This is a genomic window from Rhodoferax sp. P2_H8_2, assembly GCF_056403235.1.
Genome location: NZ_JBFUFW010000004.1, coordinates 159105 through 180395, shown reverse-complemented (window position 1 = coordinate 180395; position 21291 = coordinate 159105). Strand labels below are relative to the sequence as shown.

Here is a 21291-nt window from a genome sequence, read left to right as displayed (position 1 = left end):
TGGTCAGTGCATCGCCCGCACCGCCCAACGCAACTTGGCGGACGATGAGCGCGGGTTGCTGCGCTGCTCGTCATACGACGCGCGAATTGGATCAGCGGCCACGCTGCTGAAGGTGCCGTTGCGCTCACCTGCCTGAAAGCATTTTTTCACGCGCCTGTCTTCCCCGGAATGGAAGCTCAAGATTGCGACGCGCCCACCGGGCTTCAGGCAGGCGGGTAAGTTCAGCAGCATGGTGTCCAGCACACCAAACTCATCGTTCACCTCAATGCGCAGCGCCTGAAACGTGCGCTGCAACACCTTTTTGGTCTCCACCAGGCGCTCTTCTACCGGCATGCTGCGCTTGTATGCCAGCTCCATCGTGGAGCGCACCAGGTCGGCCAACTGCACCGTGGTTTCCAGGTACTGGCCTTGCAAGGCCGCGGCCAAGGGAATGGCAAACGGCTCATCGGAGTTGTCCGTCAGCAAGTCCCGCAGCCGATGCCGGGTGACGCACAACAGCAGCTCGCTGGCGGACTGTCCACTGGTCGGGTCCAGGCGCAAATCCAGAGGGCCATCGGCCCGGAAACTGAAGCCCCGCGCCGGGTTGTCAATCTGCATGGACGACACACCCAGGTCGGCCAGCACGAAGTCAAAGCCACCGCCCGCCTGAGGCAGCAAGGTGGCAAGTTCGCTGAAGTTGGCGCGGTGCACGCTGAGCGCTTCTTCGCCAAAACCCAATGCCCGCAGCCGCGCCGTGGTGCGGGGCAGCTCAATCGGATCGACATCCATGCCAAACATGCGCCCGCCCGGCTGCACCAGCGGCAGCATGGCCAGCGTGTGGCCACCAAAGCCCAGCGTCAGATCTGCGCCAGTTTCGCCCGGCAAAGGTTTCAGGATGGCAAGGATTTCATCGACACAAATGGAGCGGTGCATGCCCGCAGGCGTTTGCCCGCGTTGCATGACCTTTTCCACCTCCTGCGCATGGCGTACAGGGTCCAGCTCTTTGTATTTTTCTTCAAACTGCCGGGGATGGGTACCAACATAACGCACGCGGCGCTTGTGGGGAGGAGAAGCGTCGGTCATCGGCCATTATGCGGCCCCAGCTAAAAAAGGCCTATTGGCAACGACCCACTCAAGGCGCGAAGTCGTCGACCTGAATGACTTTGTCTGCCGCTTGCAGATAGGCCAGCGCCAGCGCCGGATTGGGCGTGCCCGCGGCCGCATGTTCGAATGAGCCAGTGCGCCTAACCAGTTTGTTGAGCTGGCCGGTAGCCTCGTCACCCAACTGGGCAGCCAGCTCCAGCGCTTTCATCAAATCAACCATTCCGCCGCCCTTGGGCAGACTCATGTCAGGGCACAAGCGTTGCACCACCTGCGCGTTCTCGCGCAGCAGTTTGGCCAGGGCCAGTTTCTCCACATCACGTAGCGGCGCCAGATGGGAGGTGCGGCTCAGGATCAACCAGCCAATGAATCGTCGCCCAGGGGTGGGCAGGTTGGCGTACAGGTCTTTCAGCACTTCTTCGGCAGCGTCCAGTTGCGCACGCATGGCGGCTTGGGCGAGAGGCAGCATCTGCGTGTCGCCCTCCATCGAATAGCGCCAGATGCTGGCGCTGGCCATGTAGAGGTGCGCCAGGCAATCGCCAAGGCGAGACGACAACAGTTCCATGCGCTTGAGCTTGCCGCCCAGCAGGCCCATCGCCAGGTCGCAGGTCAACGCGTATTTCGCGCTCAGGCGGGCCAGCATGCGGGCTTCGTTGGCCAGCCCGTGCGGCGGTGTGCCCACAACGGGCGCGCCAAACAGGCTGCGCCAGAAGTTGCGCGCCACATGGCCACCGTGGCCTATCAGCGCACGGCCGAGTGCCTCGACGTCTTTTTGCTCGACAGCCTGCATCTCTGCCATAACAAACGGGTGGCAGCGCACTGCGCCTTGGCCAAAGATGATCAGCGATCGCGTGAGGATGTTGGCGCCCTCGACCGTAATTGCGACAGGCATGTGACGGTACGCGACCGACAACAGGTTGGACGGCCCGTTGATGATGCCCTTGCCGCCGAGGATATCCATGGCGTGGTTGATGGAGGTGCGGCCGGCCTCGGTCAGGTGCACCTTCAAGATGGCGCTGGCCACGGCGGGCTGACCGCCGTTGTCCAGTGCGGCGGCGGTGAAGCGGCGGGCCGCATCCGTTGCGTACAGCTCCACCGCCATGCCGGCAATGATCCCGGCAATCGCATCGAACTTGCCGATCGGCATGCCAAACTGATCGCGCACTTTGCCGTAGCCGTTGGCGATAAAGACGGAGCTTTGCTGGGTCGCAGCCCCCAGCGCAGGCAGCGAAATAGCGCGCCCTGCGGCCAGGCTCTCCATCAGCATGCGCCAGCCCTTCCCTATCTGCTTCTCCCCACCAATGATCCAGTCCATGGGCACGAACACGTCCTCACCAAAAATAGGGCCGTTCATGAACGCGCTGTCCATGGGGCGGTGGCGGCGGCCAATCTGCATGCCCGGTGTGGGCACAGGGATCAGCGCGCAGGTAATGCCCAAGTCGCGTTCGCCTTCCGGGCGGCTCTCGTCTCTGGCATTAAAGGCCAGACCGACAACAGTCGCCACTGGTGCCAACGTGATGTAACGCTTGGAAAAGGTAACGCTGAAGCCGCGCACCGGTTTGCCGTCAATCTCGCGCGTGGTCAGGATGCCGCGGTCGGGGATGGAGGCCGCGTCAGAACCTGCATAGGGCGACGTGAGTCCAAAGCAAGGCAGGTCGCGGCCATCGGCCAGGCGCGGCAGGTAGTGCTTCTTCTGCGCATCGGTGCCGTAGTGCAGAAGCAACTCGGCTGGCCCCAGAGAGTTAGGCACCATGGCCGTCACCGCGGCCGACACATTGACCGTAGCCAAGCGCGTCACCACGGCGGCATGGGCAAAGTGCCCAAAGCCCAAGCCACCCCATTCCTTGGGGATGATCATGCCGAAGAAGCGCTTCTCCCGCAGGTACAGCCACACCTCCGGCGGCAAGTCGCGCGCGGTATCGATCGCAAAGTCATCGAGCATGCCGCACAGTGTGTGCACCTCGTTGTCAAGAAAGCTCTGCTCTTCTGCGGTGAGCCTGTTGGGGCCGGTGGCGATCAGCGCGTCAAAGTCAGGCTTGCCAGCGAACAACTGCCCCTCAAAGCCGACGGTGCCAGCTTCCAGCGCCGCGCGTTCGGTATCGCCCATGGCGGGCAACACTTTGGCAAAAGGCGCCATGGCCAACCGGCCGATGATGGAGGCAATCCCCATGAGGGCTTACGAAGGTTTGGAAATTTCAGACAGCGCTTCGGCGGCCGGTCGGATTTCTGAGCTTTCAACGGCAAAGTCACCCAACGCAACAATGCCAACGAGACGTTTGTTGCGGTCCACGACGGGCAAACGCCGCACTTGGCGCTCGCTCATGATCTTGGCGGCTTCTTCGACCGATTGGTCTTCGAAGACCCAGGCAATGCCCTCGGACATGACGTCGCGCACTTTGGTGCTGCCGTCCTTGCCTTCGGCTACCGCGCGGATAGCGATGTCACGGTCTGTAATCGCGCCAATCATGCGGTCGTTTTCGCCAACGGGCAGCATTCCAAAGTCGCCTTCCCGCATCTGTATTGCGGCGTCACGAATAGTCATGTCGGGGTCTATAACTTTGACGTCGGAGCTCATCAGGTCTTTGAGTTTCTGCATGGTTTTGGTCCTTGTGGTTGTGTTCGCAATCAGAAAGACCATCTTCTTCTACATGCAGGCTGAGAACCGTGCGATGGCGCACAGCGGCGCAATGAAAAAGCCCAAACCTGTGAGGGTTTGGGCTTTTAAAAAACGGGAAGAGAGTCGAACTACTTCCGTGCTGGCGGCATATCCGTACATGACCCATGCGCGACCTCAGCCGCCAAACCAATCGTCTCACCCAACGTTGGATGCGGGTGGATGGTCTTGCCGATGTCCACTGCGTCTGCACCCATCTCGATCGCCAACGCGATCTCGCCGATCATGTCGCCGGCGTGCGTACCGACCATGCCGCCGCCCAGGATCTTGCCGTGGCCGTGGGCTTCATCGCTGTCGTCGAACAAAAGTTTGGTGACACCTTCGTCGCGACCATTGGCCAGTGCGCGGGCGGAGGCGCTCCAGGGGAACAGGCCCTTCTTGACCTTGATGCCTTGCGCCTTGGCCTGGTCTTCGGTGAGGCCCACCCAGGCCACTTCAGGGTCTGTATAGGCCACGCTGGGGATTACGCGGGCGTTGAACGCTGCGGCTGCCAGCTCCTTGTTGCCTTGCAACTCACCGGCAATCACTTCTGCGGCCACATGGCCTTCGTGGACGGCCTTATGCGCCAGCATCGGCTGGCCGACGATGTCGCCGATGGCGAAGATGTTGGGCACGTTGGTGCGCATCTGGATGTCGACATTGATAAAGCCGCGGTCGGTCACTGCCACGCCGGCTTTCTCTGCCCCTAACTTCTTGCCATTGGGCGTGCGGCCCACTGCTTGCAGCACCAGATCGTAGGTTTGCGGCGCGGGGGCGGTACCACCCTCTTCAGCCGGCGCAAACGTTACCTCGATGCCCGCGGGCGTCGCCTTCGCACCTACCGTTTTGGTCTTGAGCATGATGTTGTCAAAACGCGGCGCATTCATCTTCTGCCAGATCTTGACCAGATCGCGGTCCGCGCCTTGCATCAGGCCATCCATCATCTCGACCACGTCGAGGCGCGCACCCAGCGTGCTGTAGACAGTGCCCATCTCCAAGCCGATGATGCCGCCGCCCAGAATCAGCATGCGCTTGGGAACCTCTTTCAGCTCCAGCGCACCGGTGCTGTCGACCACGCGTGGATCGTCGGGCATGAAGGGCAGGCTCACAGCCTGACTGCCAGCCGCGATGATGGCCTTCTTGAAGGCAACGACCTTCTTGGTGCCGGTCTTCTCTTGTGCGGTGCCGCTGGTTTCTTCCACTTCCAGATGGTTGGCGCCGACAAAGCTGCCGTAGCCACGCACCACGGTCACCTTGCGCATCTTGGCCATGCCAGAGAGGCCGCCAGTGAATTTGGAGATCACCTTTTCCTTGTGCGCGCGCAGCTTGTCGATGTCCAGCGTCATCGCGCCGTAGTCCACGCCCAGCGCAGACATGTGGCTCACCTCGTCCATCACCGCTGCTACGTGCAGAAGCGCCTTGGACGGGATGCAGCCTACGTTCAGGCAGACGCCGCCCAGCGTGGCGTAGCGCTCGACCAGGATGACCTTCAGGCCCAGATCGGCTGCGCGGAACGCTGCGGAGTAACCGCCAGGGCCACCGCCCAAGACGAGCACATCGCAATCCAGATCGGCACTGCCGCCGAAACTGGCTGCCGCTGGTGCGGGTTGTGTTGCTGCAGTTGCTACTGATTTAGGAGCTGCTTGCGCACGTTCTGCGGGCACTGGGGGCACATTTGGCACTGAATCTCCAGCGGCACCTTCCAACAGCAGAACGACAGAACCTTCCTTGACCTTGTCACCGATCGCGACCTTCAGCTCCTTGACCACACCGCCCTGGCTCGCCGGAATTTCCATCGACGCCTTGTCGCTCTCGACAGTGATCAGGCTCTGCTCGGGCTTGATGGTGTCGCCGGGTTTGACCATCAACTCGATGACGGTGACTTCTGCGAAGTCGCCAATGTCCGGGACCTTGATTTCGATGAGTGCCATAAATACCTCTAATCAGTTGGGGTCAGAGCACATTTGCTGTGCAAAGTGGTCTGACCCACAAGCTTGTTACTTTTTCTTTAGTTTGATTGTGAAGACCTCGACCGGGCCGGCCGAGCTCTTGTCAAATTCGCAACCCGCTTGCATCCCGGCCATCGCGACTTCGCGCGCGCTCTTGGCCGTGCTCCAGGCTGCGTGCATTGCGCCGAGCGCAAAGCTGCGCCCGGAACCAATGGCCCAGAACTCCTTGAACTCGAACACTTCGCGGTAGCTGTAGAGGCCGTAGATGCCAGTTGCGTTGGCGATCACCACGCTGAACTGGCTGGACTCGTAGGGGTCGTTGTCGTCTTCCTTGGTTTGCAGGAAAAAGTTTTCCTTGAGCAACGGGTGCAACCGGGTGAAGGTGTCGAACACCTCATCCTTGCTGCCCAGCAACAGCTCCTTGCGCGGCAGCGCGGCCATGGCCTTGCGCAGAACCGGGAAGTGCGCGGTGGAGCCCGCCAGAGCCACGTAGCTCAAGCCACCCGCCGCGTCGACCTTGAAGATCTTGCTGTTCGCTTCAAACCGGTGACCCAGGCGCGTGTCGCCAAAGGTCACCAGCGTGTCAGCGGCAATCGCAACCTGCTGGTCTTTCTGGACCACGACAATGGTTGTCATGCCGACTTCTTAGAGCAAAACGCGGCGGAAGTCGCCGAGGATCTGCGCCAGGTACACATTGAAGCGTGCAGCCGAAGCGCCATCAATCACGCGGTGGTCCCACGTCAAAGACAGCGGCAACATCAACCGTGGTTCAAACGCCTTACCGTCCCACACCGGTTGTGTGGTCGAGCGGCACACACCCAGGATCGCCACTTCGGGCGCATTGATGATGGGCGTGAAATAGGTCCCGCCAATACCGCCCAATGACGAGATCGTGAAGGTCGCGCCGGACATTTCTGCCGGGCTCAGCTTGCCGTCGCGCGCTTTCTTAGCCAACTCGGACATTTCGGCTGAAATCTGGAAGATGCCTTTCTTGTCGGCGTCCTTGATCACCGGAACCATCAGGCCATTGGGCGTGTCGGCCGCAAAGCCGATGTGCCAGTAGTTCTTGTAGACCAGCGCATCACCATCCAGCGAGCTGTTGAACTCGGGGTACTTCTTCAGCGCCGCCACGCAGGCCTTGATCAGGAAGGCCAGCATCGTGACTTTGATGCCGGCCTTCTCGTTTTCCTTGTTGGTCAGCACGCGGAAGGCTTCGAGGTCGGTGATGTCGGCATCGTCGTGGTTGGTGACCGCCGGAATCATGATCGCGTTGCGCAGCAGGTTGGCGCCACTGATCTTCTTGATACGCGACATCTCCTTGCGCTCGATCGGACCAAACTTCGCGAAGTCGACCTTGGGCCAGGGGATCAAACCAAGTGCTGCGCCGTCGCCACCCGCGCTGCCCTTGTTCTGCGCAGCACCAGCCAGAGTTTGCACCGCGCCGCTCATTACGGAGCGGGTAAACGACTGCACGTCGGCTTCGGTGATGCGGCCCTTCATGCCGCTGCCTTTGACTTCATTCAGCGGCACGCCCAGTTCGCGCGCGAACTTGCGCACGGAAGGTGATGCGTGTGGCAAGCCCAACGTTGAGCCGCCGGGAACATGCGCGGGAACAGCGGCCGGCGTAGCTGTTGCTACAGAAACAGGAGCTGCTTGCGCACTGGGTGCGGGCGCTGGAGCACTATTTGGCACCGAAGCTGCAGGCGCCGCGGCAGCAGCCGAGCCTTCCAGAATCACCACCAGGTCACCGATGTTGACGGTGTCACCAATCTTGACTTTGATCTCCTTGACCACGCCAGCGGTGCTGGACGGAATTTCCATCGAGGCCTTGTCGCTCTCGACCGTGATCAGGCTTTGCTCAACCTTCACCGTGTCGCCGACCTTGACCAGCAGTTCGATGACGGCCACATCCTTGAAGTCGCCAATATCGGGCACGCGCACTTCAACCGGGCCAACTTTGACCGCAGGCGCCGCTACAGAAACAGGAGCTGCTTGCGCCTGTACTACGGGCGTTGGAGCCGATTTAGCCTCTGAAACTGGGGCGGCTGGCGCCGCTGCTGCGCCTGCAGCCTCCAGCATCACGACCACAGAACCCTGCTTGACCTTCTCGCCCAGCTTGACCTTGATTTCCTTGACCACGCCAGCGGTGCTGGACGGAATTTCCATCGAGGCTTTGTCGCTCTCGACGGTGATCAGGCTCTGCTCGGCCTTGACCGTATCACCCACCTTGACCAGCAGCTCAATGACCGCCACTTCATCCAGATCACCAATATCCGGGACTTGTACTTCTAGCAATGCCATGTTTGTCTCCGGATATTTTTATGCGTACAACGGATTGATCTTGTCGGCATTGATGCCGTACTTCTTGATGGCCTCTGCCACCTTGGCCACCGGAACCGTGCCGTCCTCGCTCAGCGCCTTCAGCGCAGCAACGACGATGTAATGGCGGTTCACCTCGAAGTGTTCACGCAGCTTGCTGCGGAAGTCGGAGCGGCCAAAGCCGTCGGTGCCCAGCACCTTGTAGGTACGGCCCTTGGGAATGAACGGACGAATCTGCTCGGCGTAGGCCTTCATGTAGTCGGTCGATGCGACGACGGGGCCCTTGAACTTTTCGAGCTGCTGCGCGACGAAAGACACGCGCGGTGTTTCCAGCGGATGCAGCAGGTTCCAGCGCTCGGCGTCCTGGCCATCGCGGGTCAGTTCGTTGAAGCTTGGGCAGCTCCAGACATCGGCGCCCACGCCCCATTCCTTTTCCAGCAATTCCTGTGCAGCGATCGACTCACGCAAGATCGTTCCTGATCCCAGCAGTTGCACGCGCGGCGTCATCTTGGCGCCTTCCTTGCACATGTACATACCCTTGATGATCTGCTCTTCGGTGCCGGGTTTCAGGCCAGGCATCGGATAGTTTTCGTTCAGCAGCGTCAGGTAGAAATACACGTTGTCCTGCTTTTCGACCATGCGCTTCAGCCCGTGGTGCAGGATCACGCCGACTTCGTGCGCAAAGGTCGGGTCATAGCTGATGCAGTTCGGAATCGTGCCGGCCATGATGTGGCTGTGGCCGTCTTCGTGCTGCAGGCCTTCGCCGTTGAGCGTGGTGCGGCCCGACGTGCCGCCCAGAAGGAAGCCGCGTGCCTGCATATCGCCCGCTGCCCAGGCCAGATCGCCAATGCGCTGGAAGCCAAACATCGAGTAGTACACGTAGAACGGAATCATGATTCGGTTGCTGGTGCTATAGCTGGTCGCTGCTGCGATCCAGCTGCTCATGCCGCCGGCTTCGTTGATGCCTTCCTGCAGGATCTGCCCGGCCTTGTCTTCCTTGTAGTACATGACCTGGTCTTTGTCGACCGGGGTGTACTGCTGGCCATCGGGGTTGTAGATACCGACCTGGCGGAACAGGCCTTCCATGCCGAAGGTACGCGCCTCGTCCACCAAAATTGGCACCACACGCGGACCCAGCGCCTGATCGCGCAACAGCTGCGTCAAGAAGCGCACATAGGCTTGCGTGGTCGAAATCTCGCGGCCTTCGGCGGTCGGTTCGATCACAGCCTTGAACGTCTCCAGCGACGGCACGGTAAAGCTCTCATCGCTCTTGACGCGGCGGTGCGGCAGGTAGCCACCCAAGGCCTTACGGCGCTCGTGCAGGTACTTCATTTCCGGCGTGTCATCGGCTGGTTTGTAGAACGGTACCTTGGCCAGTTCGCTGTCGGGAATCGGGATGTTGAAACGGTCGCGGAAGGCCTTGATGTCTTCGTCGGTTAGCTTCTTGGTCTGGTGCACCGTGTTCTTGCCTTCACCGGCCTTGCCCATACCAAAGCCCTTGACGGTCTTGATCAGCAGCACGGTCGGTTGGTCTTTGTGGTTCACGGCCTTGTGGAACGCCGCATAGACCTTCTTGGAGTCGTGGCCGCCGCGGCGCAGGTCGAACACTTCTTCGTCGCTCATCTTCTCAACCATCGCCGCCGTGCGCGGGTCCTTGCCGAAGAAATGCTTGCGCACGTAGGCACCGTCGTTGGCCTTCATCGCCTGATAGTCGCCGTCCAGCGTATCCATCATGACTTTTTTTAGCGCGCCTTCCTTGTCGCGCGCCAACAGTGGGTCCCAACCGGAACCCCACAGCAGTTTGATCACGTTCCAGCCGGAGCCGCGGAACTCGCCTTCCAGTTCCTGAATGATCTTGCCGTTGCCGCGCACCGGGCCGTCCAGGCGCTGCAGATTGCAGTTGACGACGAACACCAGGTTGTCGAGACGCTCGCGCGCAGCCAGACCAATCGCGCCCAGCGATTCGACTTCGTCCATCTCGCCATCGCCGCAGAACACCCAGACCTTGCGGTTCTCTGTGTTGGCAATGCCGCGGGCGTGCAGGTATTTCAGGAAGCGTGCCTGGTAAATCGCCATCAATGGGCCCAAGCCCATCGACACGGTGGGGAACTGCCAGAACTCGGGCATCAGCTTGGGGTGCGGGTAGCTCGACAGGCCCTTGCCGTCCACTTCCTGGCGGAAGTTCAGCAACTGCTCTTCGGTCAGGCGGCCTTCGAGGTAAGCGCGGGCGTAAACACCGGGCGACACGTGGCCCTGGATGTACAGGCAGTCGCCGCCATGGTTTTCATTCTCGGCGTGCCAGAAGTGGTTGAAGCCAGCGCCAAACAGGCTGGCCAGCGATGCGAACGAGCCGATGTGGCCACCCAGATCACCGCCGTCGACGGGGTGGTGGCGATTCGCCTTCACCACCATCGCCATCGCGTTCCAGCGCATATACGCGCGCAAGCGTTCTTCAATTTCGAGGTTGCCAGGCGAGCGCTCTTCTTCAGAGGGCTCGATGGTGTTGACGTAGCCCGTAGTGGCCGAGAAAGGCATATCTATGCTTTTCTGGCGGGCATGTTCCAGCAGTTGTTCCAGCAGGAAGTGGGCGCGCTCAGGGCCCTCCGCTTCGATGACGGCGGACAGCGCGTCCATCCATTCGCGGGTTTCCTGGCTGTCCATATCGAGGCCGCCCGACGGTTGTTGGGGAACTGCTGACATCGTCTGTCTCCTGTGCTTTTTTGGGTACTTTGACCGTAATTTAGTACGGTGACCCTATTGTTCCATATTTATTTTGAAATTTCAACTTGTGCTTATTGATTTCATATTGTGAATTTATAGCAACATGCTCGTTCTTTCAATGTTCTTTCTTTTTGACTCCCCACTCCCCCAGCCCCTCGCCCCCGTCGGGCGAGGGGAGCCTTAACAGCCGATTTGGTTGCTTCGCGCCGAATACGGAATTACTAGAGTGGCGCTGCGGTACGGGCTTGTTGCCCACATTGGTGAACCTACGGTCGTAAAGAGCACCTACGAAGCGCCTCTCGCACAGCGGGCCGCGCGCCGCGCCCGCCAGTTCCGCGCAAACGCATTCGAGGTCTCTAGAGCCGTAGGTTCACCAACCGGGGCGTCCCCACACGTATCGCAACCTATCGCCGGTAAGGCCGTAGCCAGCGCGAAGAAACCAAATCGGCTGTTAAGACTCCCCCTCGCCCCGCTGGGGGGRGGGGGTTGGGGGGAGTGGGGAAAAGAAAAGAAGCAAGAAGAAACAAGGGAGAATCACCCCATGCCCTTGTCCAGCAAAATCTCCCTCCCCAGCCCGATGGATTTACCACCGGTGGAGCGCTGGTGGCACAGGCTTGCGCCGCACCGGCAAGACCGGGTTGCGATGCTGGCACCGTTGGCGGCCGTGTTCCTGTTCTTTGTCGCGATCGTCGCGGCGCTGGGCTACCTGCGGGTCGAGGAAATCGACCGTGAACGCGAAGCCGTACAGCGCGACGTGGAATACACCCAACAGCGCTTACGGCTGCGCCTGCTGGAACGCGAAGAACAGCTGATGCGCATGGCCCGCGAAATCGGAAACCGCGAACTGGACATCAACAGTTTCAAGACCCGGGCCAGCGCGATGCTGAACCAGTATCCGGAGTTGCAAGGCGTCGCTTGGGTCGATGAGCGCCGCAACATCAAGGCCAGCTTTGGTACGACCATCCGTCTGGCTACCGAAGTGCAGCAGCCCGTCGACCCGCTACGGCGCAGCGATGCAGACATCGGCTTCCAGCAGGCACAAGAATCACACCAGCCGGTCTATATCCAGCGCACTTGGTCCAGCGAGCGGGTGCCCTTCCTGCAGATGTACGTCCCGTTGAGCAATCGGGAACTTTTCTCCGGCGTATTGCTGGCAGAAATATCGGTCGATGGTCTGTACCGCTACGGCGTACCTTCCGAGGTATCGGCGCGGTATGCGATTTCGCTCTTGGATGCCAATGGCAAGCTGCTGGCTGGCACGGTGATTCCGACCAAGCGTTCTGTCGGCGCTCTGCCTTGGGCGCCGCAGGCCAACGAATACGCAATGCCAGTATCGCCGGTGGGCAGCGCGCTAGTGATACGGGCACAGGCCTACCGCGCGTCGCTGGGCGTAATCGGCAGTGGACTGTTCTGGCTGGTGAGCGCGCTGTCCGTGATGACGGCATGGATGCTGATTGCCAACTGGCGACACACACGCCGGCGCCTGCAGGCCCAGCAGGCCTTGATGTCGGAAACCAATTTCCGCCGTGCGATGGAAAACTCCATGCTGACCGGCATGCGTGCAATGGATTTGCAGGGTCGTATCACCTATGTGAATGCCGCTTTTTGCCAGATGACCGGTTGGACAGAATCCGATCTGGTCGGCCGCACGGCGCCCTTCCCCTACTGGCCCGACAACGACCGCGAGCACCTAGCCTCGCGCCTGGAAGACGAGCTCACTGGTAAGACCACGCCCGGTGGTATCCAGGTGCGCGTCAAGCGGCGCGACAGCAGCCTGTTTGATGCGCGGCTGTATGTGTCGCCGTTGATCGACTCGGTCGGCAAACAGACCGGCTGGATGACGTCGATGACCGACATCACCGAACCCAACCGGGTGCGCGAGCAGTTGTCGCAATCGCACGAACGCTTTACCACCGTGCTGGAGGCGCTGGACGCGTCGATCTCGGTGGCACCGCTGGGCAGTGACGAACTGCTGTTTGCCAACAAGGCCTACCGCCAGTGGTTTGGCACGCACTCCGACGGGCACCTGCAACTGGTCGCACAAGCTGGCGTGCCTACCAGTCCCACCAATGATGAGTCCAACGACAACGTGGATTCCTTTGCCGGATTGCCGACCGACTCACTGGCCGACACCGAAGCCGAGAACGCCGAGATTTTCATTCCCGCTTTAGGCAAATGGCTGGAAGTGCGCACCCGTTACCTCAGTTGGGTGGACGGTCGCCTGGCGCAAATGGTGATTGCCACCGACATCACGACACGCCGTTTGGCCGAAGAGCAGGCCGCCAGCCAGGCCGAGCGGGCACAAACGTCGAGCCGCCTGATCACGATGGGCGAGATGGCCTCCAGCGTGGCGCACGAGCTGAACCAGCCGCTGACGGCGATCAACAACTACTGCAACGGCATGGTGTCGCGCATCAAGGAAAAGCAGATTTCCGAGGAAGACCTGCTGGGTGCACTGGAAAAGACCGCCAAGCAGGCGCAGCGCGCGGGCCAGATCATCCAGCGCATCCGATCGTTCGTGAAGCGCAGTGAGCCCAACCGTACTCAGTCTGAAGTAGGCCTGATGGTGGCCGAGGCCGTGGAACTGGCCGAAATCGAATTGCGCCGCTTCAACGTACGCCTGAACCACTATGTGGCGGCACGCCTGCCGCCGCTGTTGGTAGACCCTATTCTGATTGAGCAGGTGCTGGTCAACCTGCTGCGCAACGCGGCTGAGGCGATTGACATGGCGCTGCGCCAGACCTCGGAGCGCATTGTCGAGTTGCGCGTGGTGCCCCGGCATATTGACGGCAAGGCGGTGATCGAGTTTTCGGTGCAGGACACCGGCAAGGGTCTGGCACCGGAAGTGTCCGCCCGGCTCTACGAAGCGTTCTATTCGACCAAGGCCGACGGCATGGGCATTGGACTCTCGCTATGCCGCTCCATCGTGGAGTCCCACCTGGGACGTATCACGGCGGAGAACCTCTACAATGGCGCGGAAGTTGCTGGATGCCGGTTTTCCTTCTGGATCCCCCTGGAAGAAGCCAGCTCCGATGCCCAGCGTTTGCTGCGCACAGCCCCCTGAGATTTTGGAAAAAACGAATGAGCTTGATCCCCAAAAAAGGTACTGTCTACGTTGTAGATGACGACGAGGCCGTGCGCGATTCGCTGCAGTGGCTGCTGGAAGGCAAAGGCTACCGAGTACGCTGCTTTGACTCTGCCGAATCGTTTCTCAGCCGCTACGACGCCCGCGAAGTCGCCTGCCTGATCGTCGATATCCGCATGGGCGGCATGACGGGTCTGGAACTGCAAACCAAGCTGATCGAAGCCAAGTCACCGCTGCCTATCGTCTTTATCACCGGCCACGGCGACGTGCCTATGGCGGTCGACACGATGAAAAAAGGCGCGATGGATTTCATCCAGAAGCCGTTCAAGGAAGACCAACTGGTGGGCCTGGTGGAACGCATGCTGGAGCACGCCAAGGAATCCTTTGCCGACTACCAGCTCGCGATCAACCGCGACGCGCTGTTGTCCAAGCTGACGCTGCGCGAATCGCAGGTGCTGGAGCGCATCGTCGCCGGGCGTCTGAACAAGCAGATCGCCGACGATCTGGGCATCAGCATCAAGACGGTGGAGGCGCACCGCGCCAACATCATGGAAAAGCTCAGCGCCAACACCGTGGCCGACTTGCTGAAGATTGCCCTGGGGCAGAATGCACCGAAAGCCTGACGATACCTTGTCCCGCACGCTATTGATTTCATAGCTGCTCGCGCCCGCTCCACCTTGGTTTGCGGGCGTTTTTACTTGAAAAATTGAATATGTCTACTGCCTCCACCGCCCAAATCATCGATGGCAACGCCCTGTCCGCACAATTGCGCACCGATGTTGCGCGCCGTACCACCGCCCTCAAGGCCCGTGGCCTGACGCCCGGCCTGGCCGTGGTACTGGTCGGTGACAACCAGGCCTCGCAGGTCTATGTGCGCAACAAGGTCAAGGCCTGTACCGATGCAGGTCTGCATTCGGTGCTGGAAAAGTACGATGCGGCCCTGACCGAAGCCGAACTGCTGGCACGCGTCGACGCATTGAACAACGACCCCGCAATTCACGGCATCCTGGTGCAATTGCCGCTGCCCAAACACATCGACGACCACAAAGTCATAGAGGCGATTTCTCCGGCCAAAGATGTGGACGGCTTCCACATCGCCAGCGCCGGCGCGCTGATGGTGGGCGAAGTCGGCTTCAAGGCGTGCACACCGTACGGCTGCATGAAGATGCTGGAGAGCATAGGCATGAAGGATCTGCGCGGCAAGCATGCCGTCGTCATCGGCCGCTCCAACATCGTTGGCAAGCCCATGGCCATGATGCTGCTGGCCGCCAATGCCACGGTGACCGTCGCCCACAGTGGCACGGCCGACCTGGCCCACCACACACGCCAAGCCGACATCGTGGTCGCCGCCGTCGGCAAACGCAATGTGCTGACTGCCGACATGGTCAAGCCCGGCGCTGTCGTGATCGACGTGGGAATGAACCGTGACGACAACGGCAAGCTGTGCGGCGATGTGGACTTTGCCGGTGTCAGCCAGGTGGCGGGTTACATCACGCCAGTGCCCGGCGGCGTGGGTCCCATGACCATCACGATGCTGCTGGTCAACACGCTGGAAGCCGCCGAGCGCGACGCTGCCCAGCGCGGTCTTGCATAGGGGCCGGTCTGCCCCCATCTACCCAGAACATCTTTGTTTTTTTAACTAGCGCCCATGAATCCCCTTCTGCAATTTGACGCCCTGCCCCTGTTCGACAAAATCCGCCCTGAGCACGTAGTGCCTGCGATGGATGCTCTGCTGCAGGAGTCGGACGCAGCGCTTGAAAAAGTGACCCAAGCAGATTTTCCAGCGGAGTGGAATGCCATTGCCGTGGTGCTGGAAGTGGCGGTAGAGAAGCTGAGCACTTCCTGGGGTGCGGTGAGCCACCTCAAATCGGTCGTCGACAGCCCGGAGCTGCGCGCGGCATATAACGAGGCCCTGCCCAAAGTCACCGAGTTCTGGACGCGCCTGGGCGCCGACGAGCGGCTGTATGCCAAGTACAAGGCGATCGACGTTTCGACTTTGGATACCGCGCAGCGCCAAGCCCACAAGAACGCGATACGCAACTTCGTACTCGGTGGCGCCGAGCTGACGGGCGCAGCACGCGAGCGCTTTGCCGAGATTCAGGAACGCCAGGCGAGCTTAAGCCAGCAGTTCAGCGAGAACGCGCTGGATGCCACCGACGCCTACGGCTACTACGCGACCGTCGAAGAGTTGGATGGCGTACCTTCAGATGTCCGACAGGCTGCATTGGAAGCGGCCAAGGCCGAGGGCAAGGACGGCTACAAACTCACGCTGAAGATGCCTTGCTATCTGCCAGTGATGCAGTTTGCGCACAGCAGTGCGCTGCGCGCGGTGCTGTACCGCGCTTACGTCACCCGCTGCTCGGACCAGGCTGCTGCTGAGGCGCAAAAGTTCGACAACCAGTCCACCATTCAGGAAATTTTGGCATTGCGCAAAGAAGAAGCGCAGTTGCTGGGCTACCCCCATTTCGGCGCATTGTCTGTCGTGCCCAAGATGGCCGACAGCGCGGACAACGTCATCGCCTTCTTGCGCGACCTCGGCAGCCGTGCCCGCCCCTATGGGCTCAAGGACCTGGCCGACATGCGCGCGTTCGCGCGGGATCACCTGAACCTGGTGGACCCGCAGCCCTGGGACTGGCCATACATCGGGGAAAAGCTCAAGGAAGCGCGCTACGCCTTCAGCGACCAAGAGGTGAAGCAGTATTTCACCGCACCGCGTGTGTTGGCCGGCCTGTTTCGGATTGTTGAAAACCTGTTCGATGTGCGCATCGCGCCCGACAGCGCCCCGGTCTGGCACCCATCCGTCCAGTTCTACCGGATTGAGCGCCAAGGCCAATTGGTGGGTCAGTTTTATCTGGACCCGATAGCGCGCAAGGGCAAGCGCGGCGGTGCATGGATGGACGATGTACGCGCCCGCTGGTTGCGCCCCGACAATGGCAAGTTGCAAACGCCTGTAGCGCATCTGGTGTGCAATTTCGCCGATGCGGTGGACGGCAAACCGGCGCTGCTGACGCACGACGACGTCACAACGCTGTTCCACGAGTTTGGCCACGGTCTGCACCACATGCTCACACAGGTGAACGAACGCGACGTGTCCGGAATCAGCGGCGTCGAATGGGATGCCGTGGAGTTGCCCAGCCAGTTCATGGAGAACTTCTGCTGGGAGTGGAGCGTGCTGCAGCACATGACGGCGCATGTGGATACCGGCGCACCGTTGCCGCGCGCGCTGTTTGACAAGATGCTGGCCGCAAAGAACTACCAGAGCGGATTGCAGACACTGCGACAGATCGAGTTTTCGCTGTTCGACATGCTGTTGCATACCGAACACAACCCGGCACATGACTTCATACCTTTGCTGGCCAAAGTACGTGAAGAGTTTGCGGTGATTCAGCCGCCCGCCTGGAGCCGTACGGCCCATACCTTCAGCCATATCTTTGCCGGCGGCTATGCCGCGGGCTACTACAGCTACAAATGGGCCGAGGTGCTTTCCGCAGACGCGTATGCTGCGTTTGAAGAAACCATGTCGCCAGACGGCTTGCCAAACCTGGAAACCGGTAGAAAATACCGTGAGACCATACTGGAGGCAGGCGGTAGCCGACCTGCGATGGAATCCTTCAAGGCCTTTAGGGGCCGCGAACCGACCCTGGATGCGCTATTGCGCCACCAGGGAATGACAGCTGAAGTTGCGTAATGCCCGGGAGCCCTCGATGAAACTTTTTTTTACCCGCCTGTTGATTGCCACCGCCGCACTGGGCGCAGCCTGTGGCGCACAGGCCCAAACCATCTACCGCATCGTCGGAGCAGACGGCAAAGTGACGTTCTCCGACAAGCCCCCGGTCACCGCCGAGCAGGGCAAGATCGCCGGTACGGGTGTTGGAGCCACAGGTGGCGTTTCCGGCAGCGCCCTGCCCTACGAGTTGCGCCAGATTGCCAACAAGTTCCCGGTCACGCTGTACACCGCACCTGATTGCGGGCCTTGCGGTTCTGGCCGCAGCCTGTTGACCGGCCGCGGCGTACCTTTCAGTGAGCGTACGGTCATCACGCCTGAGGATTCCGCTTCGCTGCAACGCATTAGCGGTGACCTGTCCTTGCCTCTGTTGATGGTGGGCGGACAAAAGATTCGCGGTTTCTCGGACAGCGAGTGGACCCAGTATCTGGATGCTGCCGGTTATCCCAAGACGTCCGTATTGCCTGCAGGCTTCCGCAACGTACCTGCGAGCCCCCTGGTAACAGTACAAGCCCCGACGGCCAAGCCGAAAGCGGAGGCTCCTGCAGAGCCGGCACCTGTCGCGCCAACACCAGGTCCAACACCTTCCAATCCGGCCGGCATCACTTTCTAAGTACCTCGTGGCCCAGACCTGCATCTGGGCAAGACAGGTTTATCATCGAGCGCAATGACAGCCGCAATTGACCTGGCGCAAATACGTCTGGACAACGCGCTTGCGCTGTTCGACGAGTTTGTCCACAACACCATCAAACACCCGGATGCCGCGACCTTGCGCGGTCTGGAAAGCCGCTTTGCGGAGCGGCTTGGTATCCAGCCCAGCTACTGGAGCCAGATCAAGAGTCGATCGCGCCAGATTGGCGAACGCCTGGCACGCCAGTTCGAGATGCTGAACCACAAGCCGCATGGCTGGATGGACCAGCCTCACGGCAGTACAGCCACCCCGTCGGCGGCACCTACGCCCAGTGAAAGCAACGTCCCACGTGACGACGATGAGCGCTTTATCGTCGGCTTGGTGTTGAGCTACTACCGGCGCCACCCCCAGAAAGCACGCACCCGGCTGCTGGACCTGTTGGGTGAAGTGCTGACGCCCACGGCGTCTGCACCAGCACCAGTCACACCGGCTGCCAAGCCAGCGAACCCCGCGAAGACCACCCCTGCCCCAGCCTCCACAGGTGATGACTTGTGGAAACGCAGCCAGGCCGGTGTCGCACCTTTGCGACAAAAAAAGTAGACGCGACGCCACGGCCTCAAAAAACTTCTTGCTCATTGATAATCTATTCTTTATCATTTGAGCAAGTTTGTTATCCGGTGGCAGTGATCCACAGCCCCACATAACAGTTCCGATCAACCTCTTACCTGTTCTTCATGACCCTGTTTGTTCTAACCCCGACACCTTTGTCTGCGCACATCAGCGCGGCAGTGCCGTCGGCGTTTCTCAAACGATCCGCCATGAAGACCTTTAACCGCCCGCCCGGGGCGTCGTGACGCTGTATTCCTGATCAGGAACATCCCACGATGGCCCGGACACCGCAAGGTTCCGGGCCTTTTTGTTTGTCAGTTTTTTTGCCACCCACCCTAGGAGATAGCCATGAACACCATCGCCATGCACCACGCCACTTCCAAAGCCCCCAACACCGGCCTGCGCCGCGGAATCCTCGCGCCCGTTTGCCTGTCCGCACAAAGCCCTGTCTATGTGCTGCATGAACCGCCCTCGCCCTGAATCAAAACGGTCCGTCCCAAAAACGGCGGGCCGACCCTGGAGAACAACATGTTGAAGTTGAAAAGTTTGCCCGTCACAACCCATGACACCAGCCCCACGTCGCCAGTCGTGGATTTCCTGAGCCGCGCCTGGATGTATTTGCTGCGCAGCCCGACCCCCGGTATCAGCCGCCCCCGGTCGGTGGCACCGGAACTAGAACTGTACGCAGAGGCCAGTGCCCCTGAAGGTGCGCTCTACGTGCCCGGTCGTCCGTCGGATTACCTGCCAGGCACCAGCAGTCTGTACATTGGTCGCTAAGAAAAACCTCTGGGCTTTGAAGGCTCAGAGGTTTTTTCTATGCAGTCAGCACCCGGGCGTTGGTTCACTCGCCCGCATCAGTCGCGGGGTATACGTTTTGCTCCGTGTCCCCCGCCCGCTTCGCGGGCTCCTCCTTGACCTGCGCAAAACGCACACCCCACACCTGCAGCTGGAAAGGCGTCGCCTAAGCTGCCCCGAAAAGACGTTGGTGCGCCAGCATCGTTTTAGATCAGGTGGGTTGGGTGCTCCCCTGGGCGGAATCAAGGAGGAGGCCGAAGGCCGGGGGACATCCGCTGAGGGGAGTTCCCAACACGCCTGATCCCGCAAAAGCGGCAGCCTTAAAAGGGCTATCTGTCCGACACACCAGACTGCCACTGCGGCAAGCGCCAGTCCCGGTGCACAGCCAACAACCGCAACACACTGGCCGTAGCCGCAGCAGCCACAAGACTGCCCCACTGCGGAACGCCAAAGGCCTGCGCCCCAACCATCACCCAGCCACCCGCAAACGAACACACAGCATACGGTTGGTGGTCTCGAAAGGCGCGTGGAATCTCATTGCAGACGATATCGCGCATCACACCGCCAAACACCGCCGTCACCATGCCCATCAGCACCGCAACAATGGCGGGCATCGAGGCGTCCAGCGCAATCTGTGTGCCGCCTGCAGTGAACAGGCCCAAGCCCAATGCGTCAGGCCACTGCATGGCACGCTCGGTAGGTTCGAAATGGCGGGTGCGCATGAACACCATCGCGGCAATACATAGGGCGAGCAACACCCACAGCCAAGCCGCATGCTGCACCCAGAAGAAGGGGCGCCGGTCCAGCAGGATGTCGCGCAAGGTGCCTCCGCCAAAGGCCGCCAACCAAGCTACGACGCAGACGCCCACTGCATCCAGTCTTTTGCGCGCTGCCGCGATCAGGCCGGACAGTGCAAACGCCACAGTCGCCGCCGCCTCAATGGCGATCTGCGTGTTCGACAGCGTAAGAACTTCGGTGAGATGGGGAACGGCCATGCGCTGCTCTTATGCTGGCTGGGATTAAAACGTCAGCGTTTTGACGCCGCTGGCCGTGCCCAGCAGGCAGACTTGAGCGCGCTGGTAGGCAAACACGCCAACCGTCACCACGCCGGGCCATTGGCTGACTTCGGCCTCAAAGGCCAATGGATCGGAAATTTGCAGCCCCGTCACATCCACGATGTGCTGGCCGTTGTCAGTTACCAGGGGTTTGCCGTCTTTCAGGCGGACTTTCGCTACGCCGCCTTGGGCCGCGAATTGCGCCATCACGCGCTGGGTTGCCATCGGGATCACTTCCACGGGCAGCGGAAACTTTCCTAGCGTCTGAACCAGTTTGGACTCATCGGCAATGCAGACGAACTGCTTGGACAGCGCAGCAACAATCTTTTCACGCGTCAGCGCCGCGCCACCGCCCTTGACCATGTTGCCTTGGCCGTCAATTTCGTCGGCACCGTCGATGTAGACCGACAGCGCATCCACTTCATTGGCATCAAACACTTTGATGCCTAGCGCCTGCAGCCGCTCGGTACTGGCCACCGAACTGGAAACGGCACCCTTGATCTGGTCCTTGATACTGGCCAGCGCGTCGATGAACTTGTTGACCGTGGAGCCGGTGCCCACGCCCACGATTTCGCCCGGCACGACGTATTTCAGGGCGGCCTGGCCGACCAGGGTTTTGAGTTCGTCTTGCGACAGCGCGGCGGGAGTTCGGGTGGTGGTCATCGGGGAC

At 60.7% G+C, this 21291-nt stretch carries 17 protein-coding genes; 8 read left to right on the top strand and 9 right to left on the bottom strand.

All coding sequences use genetic code 11. From position 1 onward, the window contains the following. Window positions 1-3: 3 nt before the first annotated feature. The 7 genes from rsmH to aceE form a co-directional block, all read right to left on the bottom strand. The gene (gene rsmH, locus AC1DV6_RS09300) at window positions 4-1062 is read right to left on the bottom strand and encodes a 16S rRNA (cytosine(1402)-N(4))-methyltransferase RsmH (RefSeq protein WP_477977171.1); all 1059 of its coding nucleotides are present in this window, start codon (window positions 1060-1062) and stop codon (window positions 4-6) included. Between the two features lie 49 nt (window positions 1063-1111). Continuing rightward, on the bottom strand, window positions 1112-3250 hold the full coding sequence (locus tag AC1DV6_RS09295; RefSeq protein ID WP_477977170.1) for an acyl-CoA dehydrogenase: 2139 nt from the start codon (window positions 3248-3250) through the stop codon (window positions 1112-1114). Window positions 3251-3256: 6 nt separating this feature from the next. Continuing rightward, a complete protein-coding gene (locus tag AC1DV6_RS09290; RefSeq protein WP_477977169.1) occupies window positions 3257-3676 on the bottom strand; it encodes a CBS domain-containing protein in 420 nt (139 codons plus the stop codon). Window positions 3677-3825: 149 nt separating this feature from the next. Then, entirely contained in the window at window positions 3826-5664 is a 1839-nt protein-coding gene (lpdA, locus tag AC1DV6_RS09285) for a dihydrolipoyl dehydrogenase (RefSeq protein ID WP_477977168.1), read from the bottom strand. A 66-nt stretch (window positions 5665-5730) separates the two neighbouring features. After that, window positions 5731-6318, bottom strand: a complete 588-nt coding sequence (locus tag AC1DV6_RS09280) for an MFS transporter (RefSeq protein ID WP_477977167.1) — start codon at window positions 6316-6318, stop codon at window positions 5731-5733. A 9-nt stretch (window positions 6319-6327) separates the two neighbouring features. Next, window positions 6328-7983: a dihydrolipoyllysine-residue acetyltransferase gene (gene aceF / locus AC1DV6_RS09275; RefSeq protein ID WP_477977166.1), complete on the bottom strand. Its 1656-nt coding sequence runs from the start codon at window positions 7981-7983 to the stop codon at window positions 6328-6330. A gap of 18 nt (window positions 7984-8001) precedes the next feature. Beyond that, window positions 8002-10701 (bottom strand): pyruvate dehydrogenase (acetyl-transferring), homodimeric type, encoded by a 2700-nt coding sequence (aceE, locus tag AC1DV6_RS09270; protein WP_477977165.1) that lies wholly within the window; start codon window positions 10699-10701, stop codon window positions 8002-8004. Window positions 10702-11263: 562 nt separating this feature from the next. Here aceE and AC1DV6_RS09265 point away from each other — a divergent pair. The 8 genes from AC1DV6_RS09265 to AC1DV6_RS09230 all read left to right on the top strand — a co-directional run bounded on the left by AC1DV6_RS09265 (window position 11264) and on the right by AC1DV6_RS09230 (window position 19548). Continuing rightward, entirely contained in the window at window positions 11264-13786 is a 2523-nt protein-coding gene (locus AC1DV6_RS09265; protein ID WP_477977164.1) for a PAS domain-containing sensor histidine kinase, read from the top strand. A 17-nt stretch (window positions 13787-13803) separates the two neighbouring features. After that, window positions 13804-14430, top strand: coding sequence for a response regulator transcription factor (locus AC1DV6_RS09260; RefSeq protein WP_477977163.1), 627 nt, complete (start codon window positions 13804-13806; stop codon window positions 14428-14430). Window positions 14431-14519: 89 nt separating this feature from the next. Further along, window positions 14520-15401 (top strand): bifunctional methylenetetrahydrofolate dehydrogenase/methenyltetrahydrofolate cyclohydrolase FolD, encoded by an 882-nt coding sequence (gene folD, locus AC1DV6_RS09255; protein ID WP_477977162.1) that lies wholly within the window; start codon window positions 14520-14522, stop codon window positions 15399-15401. 54 nt (window positions 15402-15455) lie between these two features. Continuing rightward, window positions 15456-17495 (top strand): M3 family metallopeptidase, encoded by a 2040-nt coding sequence (locus AC1DV6_RS09250; protein WP_477977161.1) that lies wholly within the window; start codon window positions 15456-15458, stop codon window positions 17493-17495. A 16-nt stretch (window positions 17496-17511) separates the two neighbouring features. Continuing rightward, window positions 17512-18144: a DUF4124 domain-containing protein gene (locus tag AC1DV6_RS09245; protein WP_477977160.1), complete on the top strand. Its 633-nt coding sequence runs from the start codon at window positions 17512-17514 to the stop codon at window positions 18142-18144. A 54-nt stretch (window positions 18145-18198) separates the two neighbouring features. Then, complete coding sequence (locus tag AC1DV6_RS09240) at window positions 18199-18762, top strand: hypothetical protein (RefSeq protein ID WP_477977159.1); 564 nt, start codon at window positions 18199-18201, stop codon at window positions 18760-18762. Between the two features lie 357 nt (window positions 18763-19119). Then, window positions 19120-19251, top strand: coding sequence for a hypothetical protein (locus AC1DV6_RS09235; protein WP_477977158.1), 132 nt, complete (start codon window positions 19120-19122; stop codon window positions 19249-19251). A 48-nt stretch (window positions 19252-19299) separates the two neighbouring features. Further along, window positions 19300-19548 (top strand): hypothetical protein, encoded by a 249-nt coding sequence (locus AC1DV6_RS09230; protein WP_477977157.1) that lies wholly within the window; start codon window positions 19300-19302, stop codon window positions 19546-19548. A 347-nt stretch (window positions 19549-19895) separates the two neighbouring features. Here AC1DV6_RS09230 and AC1DV6_RS09225 read toward each other — a convergent pair whose 3' ends face one another. Together AC1DV6_RS09225 and rpiA are read right to left on the bottom strand one after the other, a co-directional pair. Continuing rightward, the gene (locus AC1DV6_RS09225) at window positions 19896-20561 is read right to left on the bottom strand and encodes a trimeric intracellular cation channel family protein (protein ID WP_477977156.1); all 666 of its coding nucleotides are present in this window, start codon (window positions 20559-20561) and stop codon (window positions 19896-19898) included. Between the two features lie 24 nt (window positions 20562-20585). Continuing rightward, complete coding sequence (gene rpiA / locus AC1DV6_RS09220; protein ID WP_477977155.1) at window positions 20586-21284, bottom strand: ribose-5-phosphate isomerase RpiA; 699 nt, start codon at window positions 21282-21284, stop codon at window positions 20586-20588. Between the last annotated feature and the right edge of the window lie 7 nt (window positions 21285-21291).

Coding starts and splice junctions, on each gene's coding strand:
- rsmH (WP_477977171.1), bottom strand. CDS start 1,062: ATGACCGACGCTTCTCCTCCCCACAAGCGCCGCGTGCGTTATGTTGGT.
- lpdA (WP_477977168.1), bottom strand. CDS start 5,664: ATGGCACTCATCGAAATCAAGGTCCCGGACATTGGCGACTTCGCAGAA.
- AC1DV6_RS09260 (WP_477977163.1), top strand. CDS start 13,804: ATGAGCTTGATCCCCAAAAAAGGTACTGTCTACGTTGTAGATGACGAC.
- AC1DV6_RS09290 (WP_477977169.1), bottom strand. CDS start 3,676: ATGCAGAAACTCAAAGACCTGATGAGCTCCGACGTCAAAGTTATAGAC.
- AC1DV6_RS09280 (WP_477977167.1), bottom strand. CDS start 6,318: ATGACAACCATTGTCGTGGTCCAGAAAGACCAGCAGGTTGCGATTGCC.
- AC1DV6_RS09245 (WP_477977160.1), top strand. CDS start 17,512: ATGAAACTTTTTTTTACCCGCCTGTTGATTGCCACCGCCGCACTGGGC.
- aceF (WP_477977166.1), bottom strand. CDS start 7,983: ATGGCATTGCTAGAAGTACAAGTCCCGGATATTGGTGATCTGGATGAA.
- AC1DV6_RS09240 (WP_477977159.1), top strand. CDS start 18,199: ATGACAGCCGCAATTGACCTGGCGCAAATACGTCTGGACAACGCGCTT.
- AC1DV6_RS09230 (WP_477977157.1), top strand. CDS start 19,300: ATGTTGAAGTTGAAAAGTTTGCCCGTCACAACCCATGACACCAGCCCC.
- folD (WP_477977162.1), top strand. CDS start 14,520: ATGTCTACTGCCTCCACCGCCCAAATCATCGATGGCAACGCCCTGTCC.
- rpiA (WP_477977155.1), bottom strand. CDS start 21,284: ATGACCACCACCCGAACTCCCGCCGCGCTGTCGCAAGACGAACTCAAA.
- AC1DV6_RS09265 (WP_477977164.1), top strand. CDS start 11,264: ATGCCCTTGTCCAGCAAAATCTCCCTCCCCAGCCCGATGGATTTACCA.
- aceE (WP_477977165.1), bottom strand. CDS start 10,701: ATGTCAGCAGTTCCCCAACAACCGTCGGGCGGCCTCGATATGGACAGC.
- AC1DV6_RS09235 (WP_477977158.1), top strand. CDS start 19,120: ATGAACACCATCGCCATGCACCACGCCACTTCCAAAGCCCCCAACACC.
- AC1DV6_RS09225 (WP_477977156.1), bottom strand. CDS start 20,561: ATGGCCGTTCCCCATCTCACCGAAGTTCTTACGCTGTCGAACACGCAG.
- AC1DV6_RS09295 (WP_477977170.1), bottom strand. CDS start 3,250: ATGGGGATTGCCTCCATCATCGGCCGGTTGGCCATGGCGCCTTTTGCC.
- AC1DV6_RS09250 (WP_477977161.1), top strand. CDS start 15,456: ATGAATCCCCTTCTGCAATTTGACGCCCTGCCCCTGTTCGACAAAATC.